The sequence below is a fragment of the Amycolatopsis sp. NPDC102522 genome (genome assembly GCF_055584485.1).
Window position 1 is genome coordinate 707,686 of record NZ_JBVJLY010000002.1, and the last position, 13,349, is coordinate 721,034.

Annotated in this window: 16 protein-coding genes; 6 read left to right on the forward strand and 10 right to left on the reverse strand. The window is 68.5% G+C overall.

What is annotated here, in order from left to right:
* Positions 1–61: 61 nt before the first annotated feature.
* Positions 62–1,348, reverse strand: a complete 1,287-nt coding sequence (eno, locus tag ACZ6YV_RS09185; RefSeq protein WP_005155779.1) for a phosphopyruvate hydratase — start codon at positions 1,346–1,348, stop codon at positions 62–64.
* A gap of 104 nt (positions 1,349–1,452) precedes the next feature.
* Entirely contained in the window at positions 1,453–1,941 is a 489-nt protein-coding gene (locus tag ACZ6YV_RS09190; protein ID WP_465509119.1) for a VOC family protein, read from the reverse strand.
* A gap of 71 nt (positions 1,942–2,012) precedes the next feature.
* On the opposite strand from ACZ6YV_RS09190, the gene ACZ6YV_RS09195 reads away from it, so the two are divergent.
* Positions 2,013–2,426, forward strand: a complete 414-nt coding sequence (locus tag ACZ6YV_RS09195) for a tetratricopeptide repeat protein (protein WP_005155777.1) — start codon at positions 2,013–2,015, stop codon at positions 2,424–2,426.
* Positions 2,427–2,465: 39 nt separating this feature from the next.
* On the opposite strand, the gene ACZ6YV_RS09200 is transcribed toward ACZ6YV_RS09195, so the two are convergent.
* A complete protein-coding gene (locus ACZ6YV_RS09200) occupies positions 2,466–3,035 on the reverse strand; it encodes a helix-turn-helix domain-containing protein (RefSeq protein WP_378239694.1) in 570 nt (189 codons plus the stop codon).
* Positions 3,036–3,089: 54 nt separating this feature from the next.
* On the opposite strand from ACZ6YV_RS09200, the gene ACZ6YV_RS09205 reads away from it, so the two are divergent.
* The gene (locus ACZ6YV_RS09205) at positions 3,090–4,010 is read left to right on the forward strand and encodes an NAD(P)/FAD-dependent oxidoreductase (protein ID WP_465509120.1); all 921 of its coding nucleotides are present in this window, start codon (positions 3,090–3,092) and stop codon (positions 4,008–4,010) included.
* On the opposite strand, the gene ACZ6YV_RS09210 is transcribed toward ACZ6YV_RS09205, so the two are convergent.
* Positions 3,983–4,690, reverse strand: a complete 708-nt coding sequence (locus tag ACZ6YV_RS09210; RefSeq protein WP_465509121.1) for a lysozyme family protein — start codon at positions 4,688–4,690, stop codon at positions 3,983–3,985. The genes ACZ6YV_RS09205 and ACZ6YV_RS09210 overlap by 28 nt on opposite strands.
* Before the next feature lie 274 nt (positions 4,691–4,964).
* Here ACZ6YV_RS09210 and efeU point away from each other — a divergent pair, with 274 nt between their 5' ends.
* From efeU to ACZ6YV_RS09230, 4 genes are read left to right on the forward strand one after another with little or no spacing between them, the layout of a single operon-like run.
* Positions 4,965–5,807, forward strand: coding sequence for an iron uptake transporter permease EfeU (gene efeU / locus ACZ6YV_RS09215; RefSeq protein ID WP_465509122.1), 843 nt, complete (start codon positions 4,965–4,967; stop codon positions 5,805–5,807).
* 5 nt (positions 5,808–5,812) lie between these two features.
* The gene (efeO, locus tag ACZ6YV_RS09220; RefSeq protein ID WP_465509123.1) at positions 5,813–6,946 is read left to right on the forward strand and encodes an iron uptake system protein EfeO; all 1,134 of its coding nucleotides are present in this window, start codon (positions 5,813–5,815) and stop codon (positions 6,944–6,946) included.
* The gene (gene efeB, locus ACZ6YV_RS09225; RefSeq protein ID WP_465509124.1) at positions 6,943–8,208 is read left to right on the forward strand and encodes an iron uptake transporter deferrochelatase/peroxidase subunit; all 1,266 of its coding nucleotides are present in this window, start codon (positions 6,943–6,945) and stop codon (positions 8,206–8,208) included. Before efeO ends, efeB begins: the two co-directional genes overlap by 4 nt.
* Positions 8,209–8,242: 34 nt before the next feature.
* The gene (locus ACZ6YV_RS09230) at positions 8,243–8,653 is read left to right on the forward strand and encodes a PPOX class F420-dependent oxidoreductase (protein ID WP_465509125.1); all 411 of its coding nucleotides are present in this window, start codon (positions 8,243–8,245) and stop codon (positions 8,651–8,653) included.
* Positions 8,654–8,707: 54 nt separating this feature from the next.
* Here the strand turns inward: ACZ6YV_RS09230 and ACZ6YV_RS09235 are convergent, their stop codons facing one another.
* The 6 genes from ACZ6YV_RS09235 to ACZ6YV_RS09260 are packed head-to-tail and all read right to left on the reverse strand — an operon-like array spanning position 8,708 to position 13,290.
* Positions 8,708–9,280, reverse strand: a complete 573-nt coding sequence (locus ACZ6YV_RS09235; protein ID WP_465509126.1) for a hypothetical protein — start codon at positions 9,278–9,280, stop codon at positions 8,708–8,710.
* Entirely contained in the window at positions 9,277–10,647 is a 1,371-nt protein-coding gene (locus ACZ6YV_RS09240; RefSeq protein ID WP_465509127.1) for a hypothetical protein, read from the reverse strand. The genes ACZ6YV_RS09235 and ACZ6YV_RS09240 overlap by 4 nt, the downstream gene beginning before the upstream one ends.
* Positions 10,644–11,447 (reverse strand): ABC transporter ATP-binding protein, encoded by an 804-nt coding sequence (locus ACZ6YV_RS09245; RefSeq protein WP_465509128.1) that lies wholly within the window; start codon positions 11,445–11,447, stop codon positions 10,644–10,646. The genes ACZ6YV_RS09240 and ACZ6YV_RS09245 overlap by 4 nt, the downstream gene beginning before the upstream one ends.
* A gap of 17 nt (positions 11,448–11,464) precedes the next feature.
* Positions 11,465–12,280, reverse strand: coding sequence for a zf-HC2 domain-containing protein (locus ACZ6YV_RS09250; RefSeq protein WP_465509129.1), 816 nt, complete (start codon positions 12,278–12,280; stop codon positions 11,465–11,467).
* Positions 12,277–12,819 carry an RNA polymerase sigma factor gene (locus ACZ6YV_RS09255; RefSeq protein ID WP_465509130.1) on the reverse strand — a complete coding sequence of 181 codons (543 nt, stop codon included), beginning with the start codon at positions 12,817–12,819 and terminating at the stop codon, positions 12,277–12,279. Before ACZ6YV_RS09255 ends, ACZ6YV_RS09250 begins: the two co-directional genes overlap by 4 nt.
* Before the next feature lie 54 nt (positions 12,820–12,873).
* Positions 12,874–13,290: a winged helix-turn-helix transcriptional regulator gene (locus tag ACZ6YV_RS09260; protein WP_465509131.1), complete on the reverse strand. Its 417-nt coding sequence runs from the start codon at positions 13,288–13,290 to the stop codon at positions 12,874–12,876.
* Between the last annotated feature and the right edge of the window lie 59 nt (positions 13,291–13,349).

Consider the following 13,349-nt stretch of genomic DNA (forward strand, 5'->3'; position numbering starts at 1 on the left):
CACCGCCGTCCGCACGCCCGCTACGACGGGTCCGCGCCTTCCCCCGGTCTGCCATGGCTGGTTACCCCTCGGCGCTGAACCGCGGGAACGCGAGGTCGCCGGCGTAGCGCGCCGCGTCGGCGAGGGTCTCCTCGATGCGGAGCAGCTGGTTGTACTTGGCGATCCGCTCGCCGCGTGCCGGGGCGCCGGTCTTGATCTGCCCGACACCGGTCGCGACGGCCAGGTCCGCGATGAAGGTGTCCTCGGTCTCGCCGGACCGGTGGCTCATCATCGACTTGTAGCCGTACGAGGTGGCCAGCGAGATCGCGTCGAGGGTCTCCGACAGCGTGCCGATCTGGTTGACCTTCACCAGCAGCGCGTTGGCGGCGCGGCGGGTGATGCCCTCTTCGAGGCGGTCCGGGTTGGTGACGAACAGGTCGTCGCCGACGATCTGGACCTTCTCGCCGACCTCGGCGGTCAGCTGGACCCAGCCGTCCCAGTCGTCCTCGCTCAGCGGGTCCTCGATGGACACGAGCGGGTAGTCGCGCAGCAGTTCGGCGTAGTAGGCCGACATCTGCTCGGCGCTCTTCTTCGCACCTTCGAATGTGTACGCACCGTCGGAGAAGAACTCCGTCGCGGCGACGTCGAGCGCGAGCGCGACGTCGCGGCCCGGGGCGTACCCGGCCTTCTCGATCGCCTGAAGGATCAGGTCGAGCGCTTCGCGGTTGTTCTTCAGGCTGGGCGCGAAGCCGCCTTCGTCGCCGAGGCCGGTGGACAGGCCGCGGCCCTTCAGGACCGACTTCAGCGAGTGGTAGACCTCGGTGCCCCAGCGCAGGGCCTCGCGGAACGACTCGGCGCCGATCGGCGCGATCATGAATTCCTGGATGTCCACATCGGTGTCGGCGTGCGCGCCACCATTGAGGATGTTCAGCATCGGCACCGGCAGCACGTGTGCGTTCGGCCCGCCGAGGTAGCGGAACAGCTCCAGCTCGGCCGACTCCGCGGCGGCCTTCGCGACGGCGAGCGAAACGCCGAGGATGGCGTTCGCGCCGAGGCGGGACTTCGCCGGGGTGCCGTCGAGGTCGACCAGCTTCTGGTCGACGATGCGCTGGTCGACGGCTTCGGTGCCGACCAGGTCCGGGCCGATCTCGTCCAGGACGGCCGCGACCGCGCGCTCGACACCCTTGCCGTTGTACCGGCCGGTGTCGCCGTCACGCAGCTCGACGGCTTCGTGTTCGCCGGTGGACGCACCCGAGGGGACCGCGGCCCGCGCCAGCGTGCCGTCGTCGAGAGCCACCTCCACTTCGACCGTCGGGTTGCCTCGCGAGTCCAGAATCTCGCGAGCGCCTACCTGCTCGATGAGCGCCACGCCATGCTCCTCATGTGGGTCGTGCCTGCGGTGACGGGGCCCAGCCTAGCCGTCGGCGTCGTTCACCCGTTGGAGGCACGCGCCACATCGAGCTTTGACCGAACCTATTCGGTGGGTGGTTCACCTGCGCGAACTTCACGCCAGCCTGACGGAAGCTCGACGGTGTCGGAGAACTGCTGCCAGAAAGTCCAGCTGTTGCCGCCGATGTCGGACACGGTGAACACGCGGGCGCCGTAGGGCTGGTCCTGGGGCGCGTCGAGGTCGGCGTCTTCGCCCAGTGCGGCGCGGACCCGCTCGTACTGCGCGTCGGCGTCGGCGACGTAGACGATGTTCAGCTGCCCGACCGGGCCGTCGACGCCCTTGGCCTGCCAGTACTCGGGGCCGACCCCGGCCAGCTGGATCTTGGCCGGGCCGGCGCACAGCGTGGCCTGGAACACCTCTCCCGAGCCATCGGCGAAGCGCACCTCTTCGGTGAACCCGAACACTCTGACCAGCCACGCGACAGCCTCGGTCGCGTCGGCGTAGTAGAGGTACGGCGCGAGCCCGACGTAACCGGGTTCGCTTTCGGGCCTATCCGCTTCGGTACTGCTCATGGCAGGACAGTCCACCATGACCGTTTCAGCAGTCGAGATCGGCCCTGCCCCGGCGTATCGTGGAGCGGACCATGATGGATGCCGAACCCGCCCCAGAACCCGGTCAGGACTCGTCCGGTGAGTCTCGGTTCCGTGCCTTCCGACAGGCGGAGGCGCTGGTCGAAAGCCGCAGGCCGCTCGACGCCCTCAAAGCCCTCGAGCCCCTGCTGGAGGAAGAAACCGACAAACCGAGCGTTCAGTTGCTGGCAGGCCGCGCGTACTTCCACTCCGCACAGTTGCGGCGGGCCGAACGCGCCTTCACCCGGGTGCTGGAACTGGACCCGACCGATCATTACGCACGGTTCGTGCTCGGGCGGACCCTCCAGCGCCTCGGCCGGTTGACCGAGGCGCTCGCGCAGATGCGGATCGCGTCGGCGATGCACCCGATCCCGGAGTATCTGGAAGCGATCAGCGAGGTCAGCGCGCGGATCGCGTTGCGCGACTGACCTGACCGCGGTCGCGGCGGGAGCAAGGGACCTTTGCTCTCATTTGGACCTGGCCCGCAGGTGGGCGCGCTCGCCCTGCTTGCCGAACAGCACCAGCAGTTCCACCGGCCCCGGTCCCGCGCTCCCGAACCAGTGCGGCACCCGCGTGTCGAATTCCGCGGCTTCGCCGGGACCCATCGTGAAGTCGCGGTCACCGAGCACCGCCCGCAACCGTCCGCTGAGGACGTACATCCACTCGTAGCCCTCGTGCGTCCGCTGCACCGGCTCGATGTCCTCCACCGGGATCAGCAGTTTGAAGGCCTGCGGCTGGCCCGGCTGCGCGGTCAGCGACCAGGCGGTGAACCTGCCGAACTTCTGCGGTTTCATCCGGACCCGCGGATCGGACGGCTCGGGTTCGCCGACCAGTTCGTCGAGCGGGACCTGATGCGCCGCCGACAACGTGAGCAGCAGCTCCAGGGTGGCCTTCCGGGTGCCCGATTCGAGCCGCGAGAGCGTGCTGGCGGAGATCCCCGTCGCCTCCGAAAGCGCGGAAAGGGTGGTGCCGCGTTCCTTGCGAAGCTGCTTGAGTTTCGGGCCGACCTCGGCGAGCCGCCGTTCGATGTCCTCCATGTCCCCAGTTTGCCAAATCGGCAACTAACTTTGCCATATTTCGAACGAATACGGATGCTCGGGAACATGGACAACGAATATGACGTGGTGATCATCGGCGGTGGTGTCGCGGGCCTCAGCGCGGCGTTGGTGCTGGGCAGGGCGCGGCGCAAGGTGGTCGTGATCGATGGAGGCACCCCGCGCAACGCCCCCGCCGCGCACGCACAAGGTTTCCTGACCAGGGACGGCATTCCACCCAAAGAGTTACTGGCGATAGGTCGTGACGAAGTCCGCGGCTACGGCGTGGAGATCGTCGACGACGTCGTCCACCGGCTACGGCACGACAAGGCAGTGGAGCTGGCGAGCGGCCGGGTCCTCAGCGGTCGCCGGATCGTCGTGACCACCGGGCTGGCCGACGAAATGCCGGAAGTCCCCGGTGTCGCGGAGCGCTTCGGCACCGACGTGCTGCACTGCCCGTACTGCCACGGCTGGGAAGTGCGAGATCAGCGCTTCGGCGTGCTCGCCACCTCCGACAAGGCGTTCCACCAGGCGCTGATCGTCTGGCAGTGGAGCAAGGATTTGACCTTCTTCACGCACACGCAGCAGATCTCCGCCGAAGACAGGGCGAAGCTGACCGGGCTGGGCATCCGGATCGTCGACGGGAAGGTGTCCGAGCTCGCCGTCGAAAACGACCGGCTGACCGGCGTCCGGCTCGTCGACGGCGACTTCGTCGAACGCGATGTCGTGTTCGTCGGCCCGAAGTTCGTCCCGCACGACAGGCTTCTCGCTCAGATCGGGTGCGCGCGCACCGAGAGCGGCGCGATCGAGGTGGACGCGCAGGGCCGGACGAACGTGGACGGCGTCTGGGCGGCGGGGAACGTCGTCGATCCGATGGCGCAGCTGGTCGTCGCGGCGGGCGACGCCTACCGGATGGCCGCGGCGCTCAATTTCGATCTGGTGCTCGAGGATCAGGGCGCGACGCTGGCGTCCGCGTAGGCGTCGGCCGCGCTGAAGACTTCTTGCGTGTACGGAACGGCGGGGTCGAACGTCCGCATCGACTTCCACCAGCCTTCCGGGGTGGCGACGTCGTCGCCGGCGGCGCACAGGTAGCGGCCGGTGGTGAAGGCGGCGTCGTCGAGGTCCTTCGGATCCGGCTGCTTCCCGTCGCTCCTGGCGCGGGCGGAATGCTTGGCCCAGATGTCGGGCGCGAGCGTGATCGGGCCGGGCCTGCCCTGCGCCGCTTCGACATGGGAAATTCCGGCGAGGGTCGCCCACGAGAGGTGACAGCCCGGCTTCTGCCGCCGAAGCCACATCTCCGCACGGCCGTAAGCGGACAGGTCGGTGACGGAGAGCTTGGTCTTCGCGGCCACTCGTTTCGCCCAGATCTCGAGTTCGGCCGCGTCGGAAACGGTGGGCCGGTCGGGCGGCGCGGCGAGCCCGGCGCGCGGCGTCGCCGCCCCCGGCTGCGGCTTCTGGTCAGGAACCGCGAGCGCGGGTTGGGGCTGAGGCGGCGGAGGCGGGGGTCCCGCCCCCTCCGGCCGGTTCACCCCGACCGTCATGATCAGGATCACCCCCGTGAGCACGAGCCCGCCCGCGAAAGCGAGCTTGGGGACGTACGGCGGCAGAGGGCGCGCTGGGTGCTCCGGGGCTTCGGTGCTCTGGGCGGTTTCGGCCACCCGGTCAGGTTACTTCGCCACACTTCCGGGCGATGACCCATTCGGCTTACGAAGCCAACTGACGGTAAAGCGAATCGGCGACCGGTCCCCGGCGGCCGATTCGTTATGTGCCTCACCCAGGACGCGCTGACCTGGGGATGCTTACGAGCCCCCGTCCGATCAAGACCTCTTCGAACGTTTCGTCCACTTTCGGACCGCGTCACTCCCCCTGGACTTTCAGGGAAGCCTTACCTAAAACCAGGAGGTTCAGTCGGCACGACCAAGGAGAAACGACGTGTGGTTCGCGAGTGCGCTCATCGGCCTGCGTGAAGGCTTGGAAGCGGCCCTCGTCGTCAGCATCCTCGTCGCGTTCCTGGTCAAGACCGAGCGGCGGCACGCGCTGCGCTGGGTGTGGCTCGGCGTGAGCGTCGCCGTCCTGCTCTCGGTCGGGGTCGGCGCGATCCTCACCTATTCCACCGCGCAGCTGACCTTCGAGCAGCAGGAGCTGCTCGGCGGCACCCTGTCGATCGTCGCGGTCGGCTTCGTGACGGCGATGATCTTCTGGATGCGCAAAGCGTCGAGGACGATCGCCGCGGAACTGCGCGGGAAGCTGGACGACGCGCTCGACGTGGGCCCTGTCGCGGTCCTCGTCCTTTCGTTCTTCGCCGTCGGCCGTGAAGGCCTGGAGACGGCGGTGTTCTTCTACTCGACCGTGCAGACAGCGCAGGGCGGGACCACCGAGCCGCTGATCGGCTTCACCGCGGGCATCCTCGTCGCGGTCGTGCTGGCGTACCTGATCTACCGCGGCGCCGTCCGGTTCGACCTCGGCAAGTTCTTCACGATCACCGGTGTCCTGCTGGTGTTCGTGGCGGCGGGCGTACTCGGCTACGGCCTGCACGACCTGCAGGAGGCCGCCTTCCTGCCCGGTTTGACCACGCTCGCTTTCGACGCGTCGGCCGTCCTCCCGGAGACCAGCTGGTACGGCGCGCTGCTCAAGGGGATCTTCAACTATTCGCAGCAGACGACGGTCCTGCAGGCCGTCGCCTGGGTCGCGTACGTGGCGATCGTGCTGCCCCTGCTCCTCAGGCCCAAGAAGAAGGCCGTGGCGGTACCCGCCGCGGCCGCGATCAAGGAGTGACCCCCGTGTCTCGTCGATTCCCGCTCGCCGCGTTCGCCGGCGTCGGCGCCCTGGTGCTCACCGCCTGCGGTGGTGGCGGGGAAACGCCCGCCGCGGCAGGCGGCCCGATCAAGGTCGAAGCCTCCGACAGTGGCTGCGCCGTCTCGGTCAACACCGCGAACGCGGGCAACGTGACCTTCGAGATCACGAACAAGGGCAGCAAGGTCACCGAGTTCTACCTCTACGCCGAGGGCGACCGGATCATGGGCGAGGTCGAGAACATCGCGCCGGGGCTGAACCGGCGGCTCATCGTCGAGGTCGCGGAGGCGGGCAAGTACCAGACCGCGTGCAAGCCGGGGATGACCGGCGGCGGCATCCGGGGCGACTTCACCGTCACCGGCGGCGGCGCCGCCAAACAGAACGACCCGAACTCGCAGAAGGCGCAGGCGGTCAAGAGCTACGCGGAGTACGTCGCGAACAACACCAAGGCGCTCGACGAGGAGACCACCAAGTTCGTCGCGCTGGTGAAGGCGGGCAAGGTCGACGAGGCGAAGGCCGCGTACGCCCGCACGCGCGTCTACTTCGAGCGCGTCGAGCCGGTGGCCGAGAAGTTCGGCGACCTCGACCCGAAGATCGACGCGCGTGAGGCCGACCTCGAACCGGGTCAGAAGTTCACCGGGTTCCACCGGCTGGAGAAGGACCTCTGGGTGACCGGGCTCCAGTCCGACGCGGGCCAGATCGCCGACCAGCTGCTCGCCGACGTCAAGGAACTGGTCACCAAGTCCGCGGCGATCGAGCTGAACGCGCTCGACCTGGCCAACGGTGCCAAGGAGCTGCTCGACGAGATCGCCACCGGCAAGATCACCGGCGAGGAAGAGGCGTTCTCGCACACCGACCTCTCGGACTTCCAGGGCAACCTCGACGGTTCGAAGGCCGCGATCGCCTCGCTGCGCCCACTGCTGCAGGCCAAGGACCCGGCACTCGTGTCCACTTTGGACAAGGAGTTCGGCAGCGTGCAGGCCCTGCTGGACAAGCAGCGCGAAGGGGACGGCTTCAAGTCGTACACCGCGCTGAGCCAGGACCAGATCAAGGAATTCACGTCGGCGGTGGACGCGCTGAGCGAACCGCTGAGCAAGGTCGCCGAGGTCGCGGCCCAATGACCGGGGCGGAGCACACCTCGGTCTCCCGCCGGAAGCTGTTCGGCATGGCGGGAGCGGGTGCCGCCCTGGTCGGAACCGGCGCCGCCGCCGGAATCGGCGCGAACCGGCTCCTCGGCGGGGACAGCCCGGCGCAGGCGGCACAGAGCGTCGTCGGGTTCCACGGCGAGCACCAGGCCGGGATCGTGACGCCGGTGCAGGAGAACCTGCACTTCGTCGCGCTGGACGTGACGACGAAGGATCGCGAAAAGCTGGTCAAGCTGCTGCGCACGTGGACGGACGCCGCCCGGCGGATGACCGCGGGCCAGGAGGTCGGGACGGGCGGCGCCGTCGGTGGCGCCCCCGCCGCCCCACCGAGTGACACCGGCGAGGCGCTCGACCTGGCGGCGTCGTCACTGACGCTGACCATCGGTTTCGGCCCTTCGCTGTTCGACGACCGGTTCGGGCTCGTTTCGAAACGACCCGCCGCGCTGATCGATCTCCCCCTGTTCCCCGCCGACAAACTCGACCCGGCCCGCGGTGGCGGCGACATCTGTATCCAGGCGTGCGCGGACGATCCACAGGTCGCGGTGCACGCGATCCGGAACCTGGTACGGCTGGGCTTCGGCGTCACCGCGGTGCGCTGGTCGCAGCTCGGGTTCGGCCGCAGTTCGTCGACGTCGCGGGCGCAGTCCACACCGCGGAACCTGTTCGGATTCAAGGACGGGACGCGCAACATCAAGTCCGAGGAGACCGACGTCCTGCGCGATCAGGTGTGGGCGACGGCCGAAGACGGGCAGCCGTGGATGGCGGGCGGTTCGTACCTGGTGGCCAGGCGGATCCGGATGCACATCGAGACCTGGGACCGGGAATCGTTGAAGGGCCAGGAAGGGATCGTCGGCCGGTCGAAGGGCGCGGGCGCGCCACTGGGACAGTCCGCCGAATTCGACGCCCCCGATTTCCAGGTCGGTGGCGCCGGTGGCGAGAAGCTGATCCCGGAGGACTCCCACGTCCGGCTGGCGTCGCACGAGAACCTGAACGGGGCGCGGATCCTGCGCCGCGGCTACAACTTCGTCGACGGTTCCGACGGGGTCGGGCACCTCGAAGCGGGGCTGTTCTTCCTCGCGTTCAACCGGGACACGCGCAAGCAGTTCGTGCCGATGCAGCAGGCACTGTCGTCGAAGGACGCGATGATGGAGTACCTGCAGCACACGGGATCCGCCCATTTCGCCGTGCCTCCGGGCGTGCGCGAAGGTGGTTTCTGGGGCGAGGGCCTGTTCTCTTGACCTCCAGTTAAGTGGAGGTCGCACACTGGGTTCCATGTTCAGTGAAGCGGAACTCGACTACCTCGCCAACCAAGGACTCGGGCGGCTCGCGACGGCACAGCCGGACGGGACGCTGCAGGTCAGCCCGGTCGGCTACGCCTACAACACCGAGACCAAGACGATCGACATCAGTGGCTACGAACTGGCGAAGAGCAAGAAGTTCCGGAACGTGGCCGCCAACGGGCAGGCCGCGTTCGTGGTGGACGACATGCCGTCGTACGACCCGCCGAGGATCCGCTGCCTCGAGATCCGCGGCCGGGCCGAGGCGCTGACCGGCGCCCGCACGGCCGACGGTCATTTCGACGGCGCGGTGATCCGGATCCATCCCTCGCGGATCATCAGCCTCGGCGTCGACGACCCGGACCACGACCCGCTCGATCTCGTTCCGCACAACCGGAACGTCTGACGGGGAAAGGGGCGTTCCCGATTCACCGGGAACGCCCCTTTCGTCGCGACAGGGTCAGCGGCGGTTGCCGAAGACCATGTAGGTCCCGAAGCCGGCCACAGCGAGCACCACGGCGGTCCACGTGGCCGCGGCCACGTCGGCGGGCTGAAGGAGCCAGGTGATCACCAGGTGCGTGGTGTCCGTGCCCGACGTGGTGGCCCAGACCACGAACGAGACGACGAACACGAGCAGCGGCAACGTCCACCCGAAGGCCCCGCCGAACAGCACCGCGGCGATCCCGACGAGACCGAGCAGCCCGCCCGCGTTCCGCACGATGATCTCCATCGGGACCCGCTCCGCTTCCCACAACCGCGGCAGCAGCACGGCACCGACGGCGAGGCCGCCGATCAACAGGAGATGCAGGCCGCGCCGGGGCGCCCACCGGATCGCGGCGGTCCGATCGAGATCGACGTCCTGCCCGCTGAGGCCGATGGCGGTCACCGCGACCGCCACCAAGAGCGCCAGGGAAACCGGGATCTCCGACCAGCGGTCCCGCGCCAGGAACCAGATCACCGCCATGCTCACCACCAGCGCCGCGAACGACGCCGGCATGGCACGTGAGCGGGCGTACAGCACCGCCCATCTCATCGGGCACCGCCGAGCAGGACGTCGAGTTGCTTGCCTTGGCAGGTCAGGCCCGCCTTCCGCTGCGCGATGATCCGGTCGCGCTGCACGTCGGGCGGCAGGGCACGGAAGATCTCCCACTTCCGGACGAGCTCGGTCTTCTTCTCGTCGGTCAGCCACGCACCTTCGAGCATCTTCCACTCACCGAGGAACCAGCTCGACGAGATCGACCGTGCGGCGAGTTCGTCCAAGAAGTCCGAGGTGCCGTGGAGCGAATAACAGGTCGGTGTCCCGGCGCCGGCCACCAGTACCCGCGTCACGTCGTCCGAATTCATGCTCGAACGGATGGACCAGTCCAGCAGGTCGACGGAGACGGTGTCGGCGGCACGCGGCGGCACCTTGTCGGAGTCCACCCGCCTGTCCAGTACCGTGACCTTGACCGGCGCGTCCGGCAGTGTTCCCAGTAGCCGCAACGCTTCTTTGCCAGGCCCGGCGAGACGCGGGAGTTCGGCCTCGAGCACGCGGGGAACGCAGACCGGGCCATCGCAGACCATCTCGGTCGCACGCTTGTCGACGACCTTGGCTTCGGCCATGGTCGCGGGCAGAACCGGCACCGCGATCGCGGCCGCCACCAGCGCGGGGACGACGGCGAGTGCCTTCGCCCGCTTGGAATGTGCGGCCAGCAAGAGGAACCCGGTCGCGGCCAGTCCGGCGAGCCAGGCCCCCTGCCCGAAATCCATCCGGCTCGCGGTGGTGACGAACGGATTGTTGGCGACCTCCAACGCCGGGGAGAGCAACGAGACCCGGTACGGGACAGCATCCATCAGGATGCTGCCTCCCGACCCGGAGATCTGGAACACGATCGCGGTCACGAAAGCGGCGACGGCCACGGCCGGCGCGGTCAGCGGATGCGGTAGCAACCGGCCGATCCCGAGCCCGATCCAGGCGCCCGCGAGCATCGCGAGCACGCCGACCACGACGATCGGCAACCAGCCGAAGGTGAAGAACCCGCCGCTGAAGACGGCTTGGACGGCGCCGACGGCGAAGATCAGCAGATAGCCCAGCACCAGCAGGCCGCCCAGCGCGCCGGCGAGTTTCGCGGCCCGCTGCCATCCGGGACGCGGCATGGTGGTCATGAGTTCGGCCGTGCCGGACCGGCTGTCCCGCATGCCCTGGATGGCGCCGGCGCCGATCGCGATCGGCCACAGGAACACCAGTAGGAACCGGCTCCACGCCGCGGCGCGGACCCATTGCTCGTCCCAGGCGAACGGTGGCTTCGTCCACGGACCGGAGAACGAATACAGGAATCCGAACGCGATGACCAGGATCGCGAGAGTGGCCCAAGGGGCGATGGTGCGGCGGAGTTCGATCCGCAGAATCCGCGTGTTCACCAGTTCCCCCTCCCCTGTTCGTGCCCGAGGAGTGCCGAATAGCCGCGTTCGATCGGGCTGTCGCCGACGTACTCGGCGGTCCCGGCGGCGGCCATTTCGTCCGGAGTCCCCTGGAAGACGAGCTTGCCGTTTTCGAACAGCACGACGTCGGTGCACGCGGTGGCGACGTCCTCGACGAGGTGCGTCGAGACCACGACGCAGGCGTCACGCCCCATTTCCTGCATGAGCTCCCGGAACCGCACGCGCTGCGCCGGGTCGAGTCCGGCGGTCGGCTCGTCCAGCAGGAGGACGTCCGGATCGTTCACGATCGCCTGCGCGATCCCGACCCGCCGCACCATGCCGCCGGAGAGCGTCTTCATCTTGTCGTCGGCGCGATCGGCGAGGCCGACCCGTTCGATCGAACGCTGCACCGCTCCCGGGATGTCCTCTTTGGACATTTCCTTGAGCCACGCGATGTACTCGACGAACTCGCGAACGGTGAAGCGCTTGTAAAAGCCGAAATTCTGCGGCAGGTAGCCGATACGACGGCGCAGGCGGCGCTGGTCGGTGAATCCCCCGACGGATTCACCGAGCAGCGACAGCCCTCCCTCCGCAGGCCGGAGCACCGTCGCCAGTGCCCGGATCAGTGTGGTCTTCCCTGCCCCGTTCGGACCGAGCAGACCGTGCACCCCCGTGCCCAGTTCCAGATCGAGCCCGTTCACGGCGAACTTGCGTTTACCGACCCGGACCTTCAGTCCCTCCGCTTTGATCTGCCACGCGTAGGTCGTCGGCGCGACCTCCGCGGCCCCGACAGCACGCATCATGTTCTCCCCTTCGTTCATCGTTCGGTTCCGCTGAGCAGGCCGAAGGCACCCCGACGGAGCACCACCACGACCGCGGTCAGCGCGAAGATCACGCCCCACATCGGAAGCAGCCCGGGATCGAGCGCGGTGGCGCGCCCTTGCGAAGCCACCGCGGGCGCCACGATCACCGCCATCCAGATCCCGGACAGGACATACGCCGCCCGCGTCACCCCGATCACCCCGCCGAGCGCGAGCGTCCCGGTGGTGAACGCCAGGCTCGGCAGGAGGCCGAGCCCGAATTCACCGCCCCCGAGCCAGCCGCCGAGGGCCTGAATCGGCAGTACGACGATGAGGACCGCCGTCGTCCGGCGCAGCACCAGGTAGAACCCGCCCCTCGGCGCGGAAGTGACGAGTTCGTAGGCGGGATCGAGGCCCTTGGACCACGACACCGCGACCCCGAGCACCGGCAGCACGGGTGAGAAGAGCTGGACGAACGAGTAGCCCTCGCTCCAGCCGAAAGCGAACCAGTCCAGCAGGAAGCCGATCGCCGGGATCAGGGTGATCATCACCAGCCACGGCAGCATCACCGGCGTCACCCAGGTATGCAGCCGCCCGGCCCAGCGGCTTCGGAACGGTCCCGGTCCTGTTTCGGCCAGTTTCGGGCCCAGTCCGGCCCAGACGTCGCCCACCAGCGCCGACACCGTCGGCGAACTGATTTCGGACAGCCTCCCCCGGCATTCCGCGCAGGCTTCGAGGTGGGCTTCGACAGCCCAGATCTCGTCGCCCGCCAAGCCGTCGTCCCCGCGGACATACCCGGCGAGGAGCTGTCCGGACACGTGTTCCTTCTTCACGACAGCGCCTCCCGCATCGCGATCCGAGCCCGCCTTGCGCGGGTTTTGACGGTTCCTTCAGGCAGGCCGAGCAGGACCGCGGTCTCACGGACGGTCAGCCCGTCGAGCACCATGGCCTGCAGAACCTGGCGTAGTTCGGGAGCGAGCCGTCGCAGCGCGTCACCGACGTGGTCGCCGACCGCACCGGCCAGCGCCTCGTCCTCGGCGGCGGGCGCGACGGTGGTTTCCGCGACCGGCATCGGCTGCGCGTACCGGGCGCGGCGTCGGAAGGCGTCGACCAACCGCCGCGCGGCGATCGTCCACAGCCAGCCGACGGCGCTCCCACCGACGGCCGAACCGGCGAACGCGCCCGCCGCGCGCCACACCGCGAGGTACGTCTCCTGCATCACCTCGGCGACGATCTGCTCGTCGGCGCAGCGGCGGCGCAGGCGCACGGCCAGCCACGGCGACGTGCGGCGGTAGAGCTCCTCGAACGCCGCGCGGTCACCTTTGGCCGTGCGGCGGACGAGCTGCTCTTCGTCCGGTTCCGTTCCCTTCACACCCGGCAAGACGCCGGGATCGCGTGATCGGTTCTCACTCGATTGTGTTCCACATCACAGCGGTCGCGCGGGCATGGCCGCTTTCTCGTCGAAAGCGGAGCGGGCGGCGAAGATCTGGTCGACGTTTTCGACGGCCCATTCGGCGACGGCGTTCGTCAGCCTGCCGACGTCGACACCGAGCGGGGTGAGCCCGTACTCGACCCGCGGCGGGACGGTGGGATAGACGTCCCGCCGGATCAGCCCGTCCCGTTCCAGGGAGCGGAGCGTCTGGGTCAGCATCTTCTGCGTGATCCCGTCGAGCAAACGGCGAAGTTCGCTGAACCGCATCGGCCGCTCATAACGCCTGATCGCGCCGAGGACGTAGAGCGCCCATTTGTTCGCGAGCACTTCGATGACCGTCCTGGACGGGCAGTCACGGCCGTGCACGGCCACCCATTCCTCGAATATCCGCCGCTCATCGAAGGTACCCATGAGGTACCTAGATACCAGTGCAGTGCCTACTTCACAACGGGTACCTGACACCGAGATGC

Excerpts from the sequence above, each read along its gene's own strand:
- ACZ6YV_RS09200 (WP_378239694.1), bottom strand. The coding sequence starts at position 3,035 with ATGGAGGACATCGAACGGCGGCTCGCCGAGGTCGGCCCGAAACTCAAG.
- ACZ6YV_RS09260 (WP_465509131.1), bottom strand. The coding sequence starts at position 13,290 with ATGGGTACCTTCGATGAGCGGCGGATATTCGAGGAATGGGTGGCCGTG.
- ACZ6YV_RS09245 (WP_465509128.1), bottom strand. The coding sequence starts at position 11,447 with ATGCGTGCTGTCGGGGCCGCGGAGGTCGCGCCGACGACCTACGCGTGG.
- ACZ6YV_RS09235 (WP_465509126.1), bottom strand. The coding sequence starts at position 9,280 with ATGAGATGGGCGGTGCTGTACGCCCGCTCACGTGCCATGCCGGCGTCG.
- efeB (WP_465509124.1), top strand. The coding sequence starts at position 6,943 with ATGACCGGGGCGGAGCACACCTCGGTCTCCCGCCGGAAGCTGTTCGGC.
- ACZ6YV_RS09230 (WP_465509125.1), top strand. The coding sequence starts at position 8,243 with ATGTTCAGTGAAGCGGAACTCGACTACCTCGCCAACCAAGGACTCGGG.
- ACZ6YV_RS09190 (WP_465509119.1), bottom strand. The coding sequence starts at position 1,941 with ATGAGCAGTACCGAAGCGGATAGGCCCGAAAGCGAACCCGGTTACGTC.
- ACZ6YV_RS09195 (WP_005155777.1), top strand. The coding sequence starts at position 2,013 with ATGATGGATGCCGAACCCGCCCCAGAACCCGGTCAGGACTCGTCCGGT.
- ACZ6YV_RS09205 (WP_465509120.1), top strand. The coding sequence starts at position 3,090 with ATGCTCGGGAACATGGACAACGAATATGACGTGGTGATCATCGGCGGT.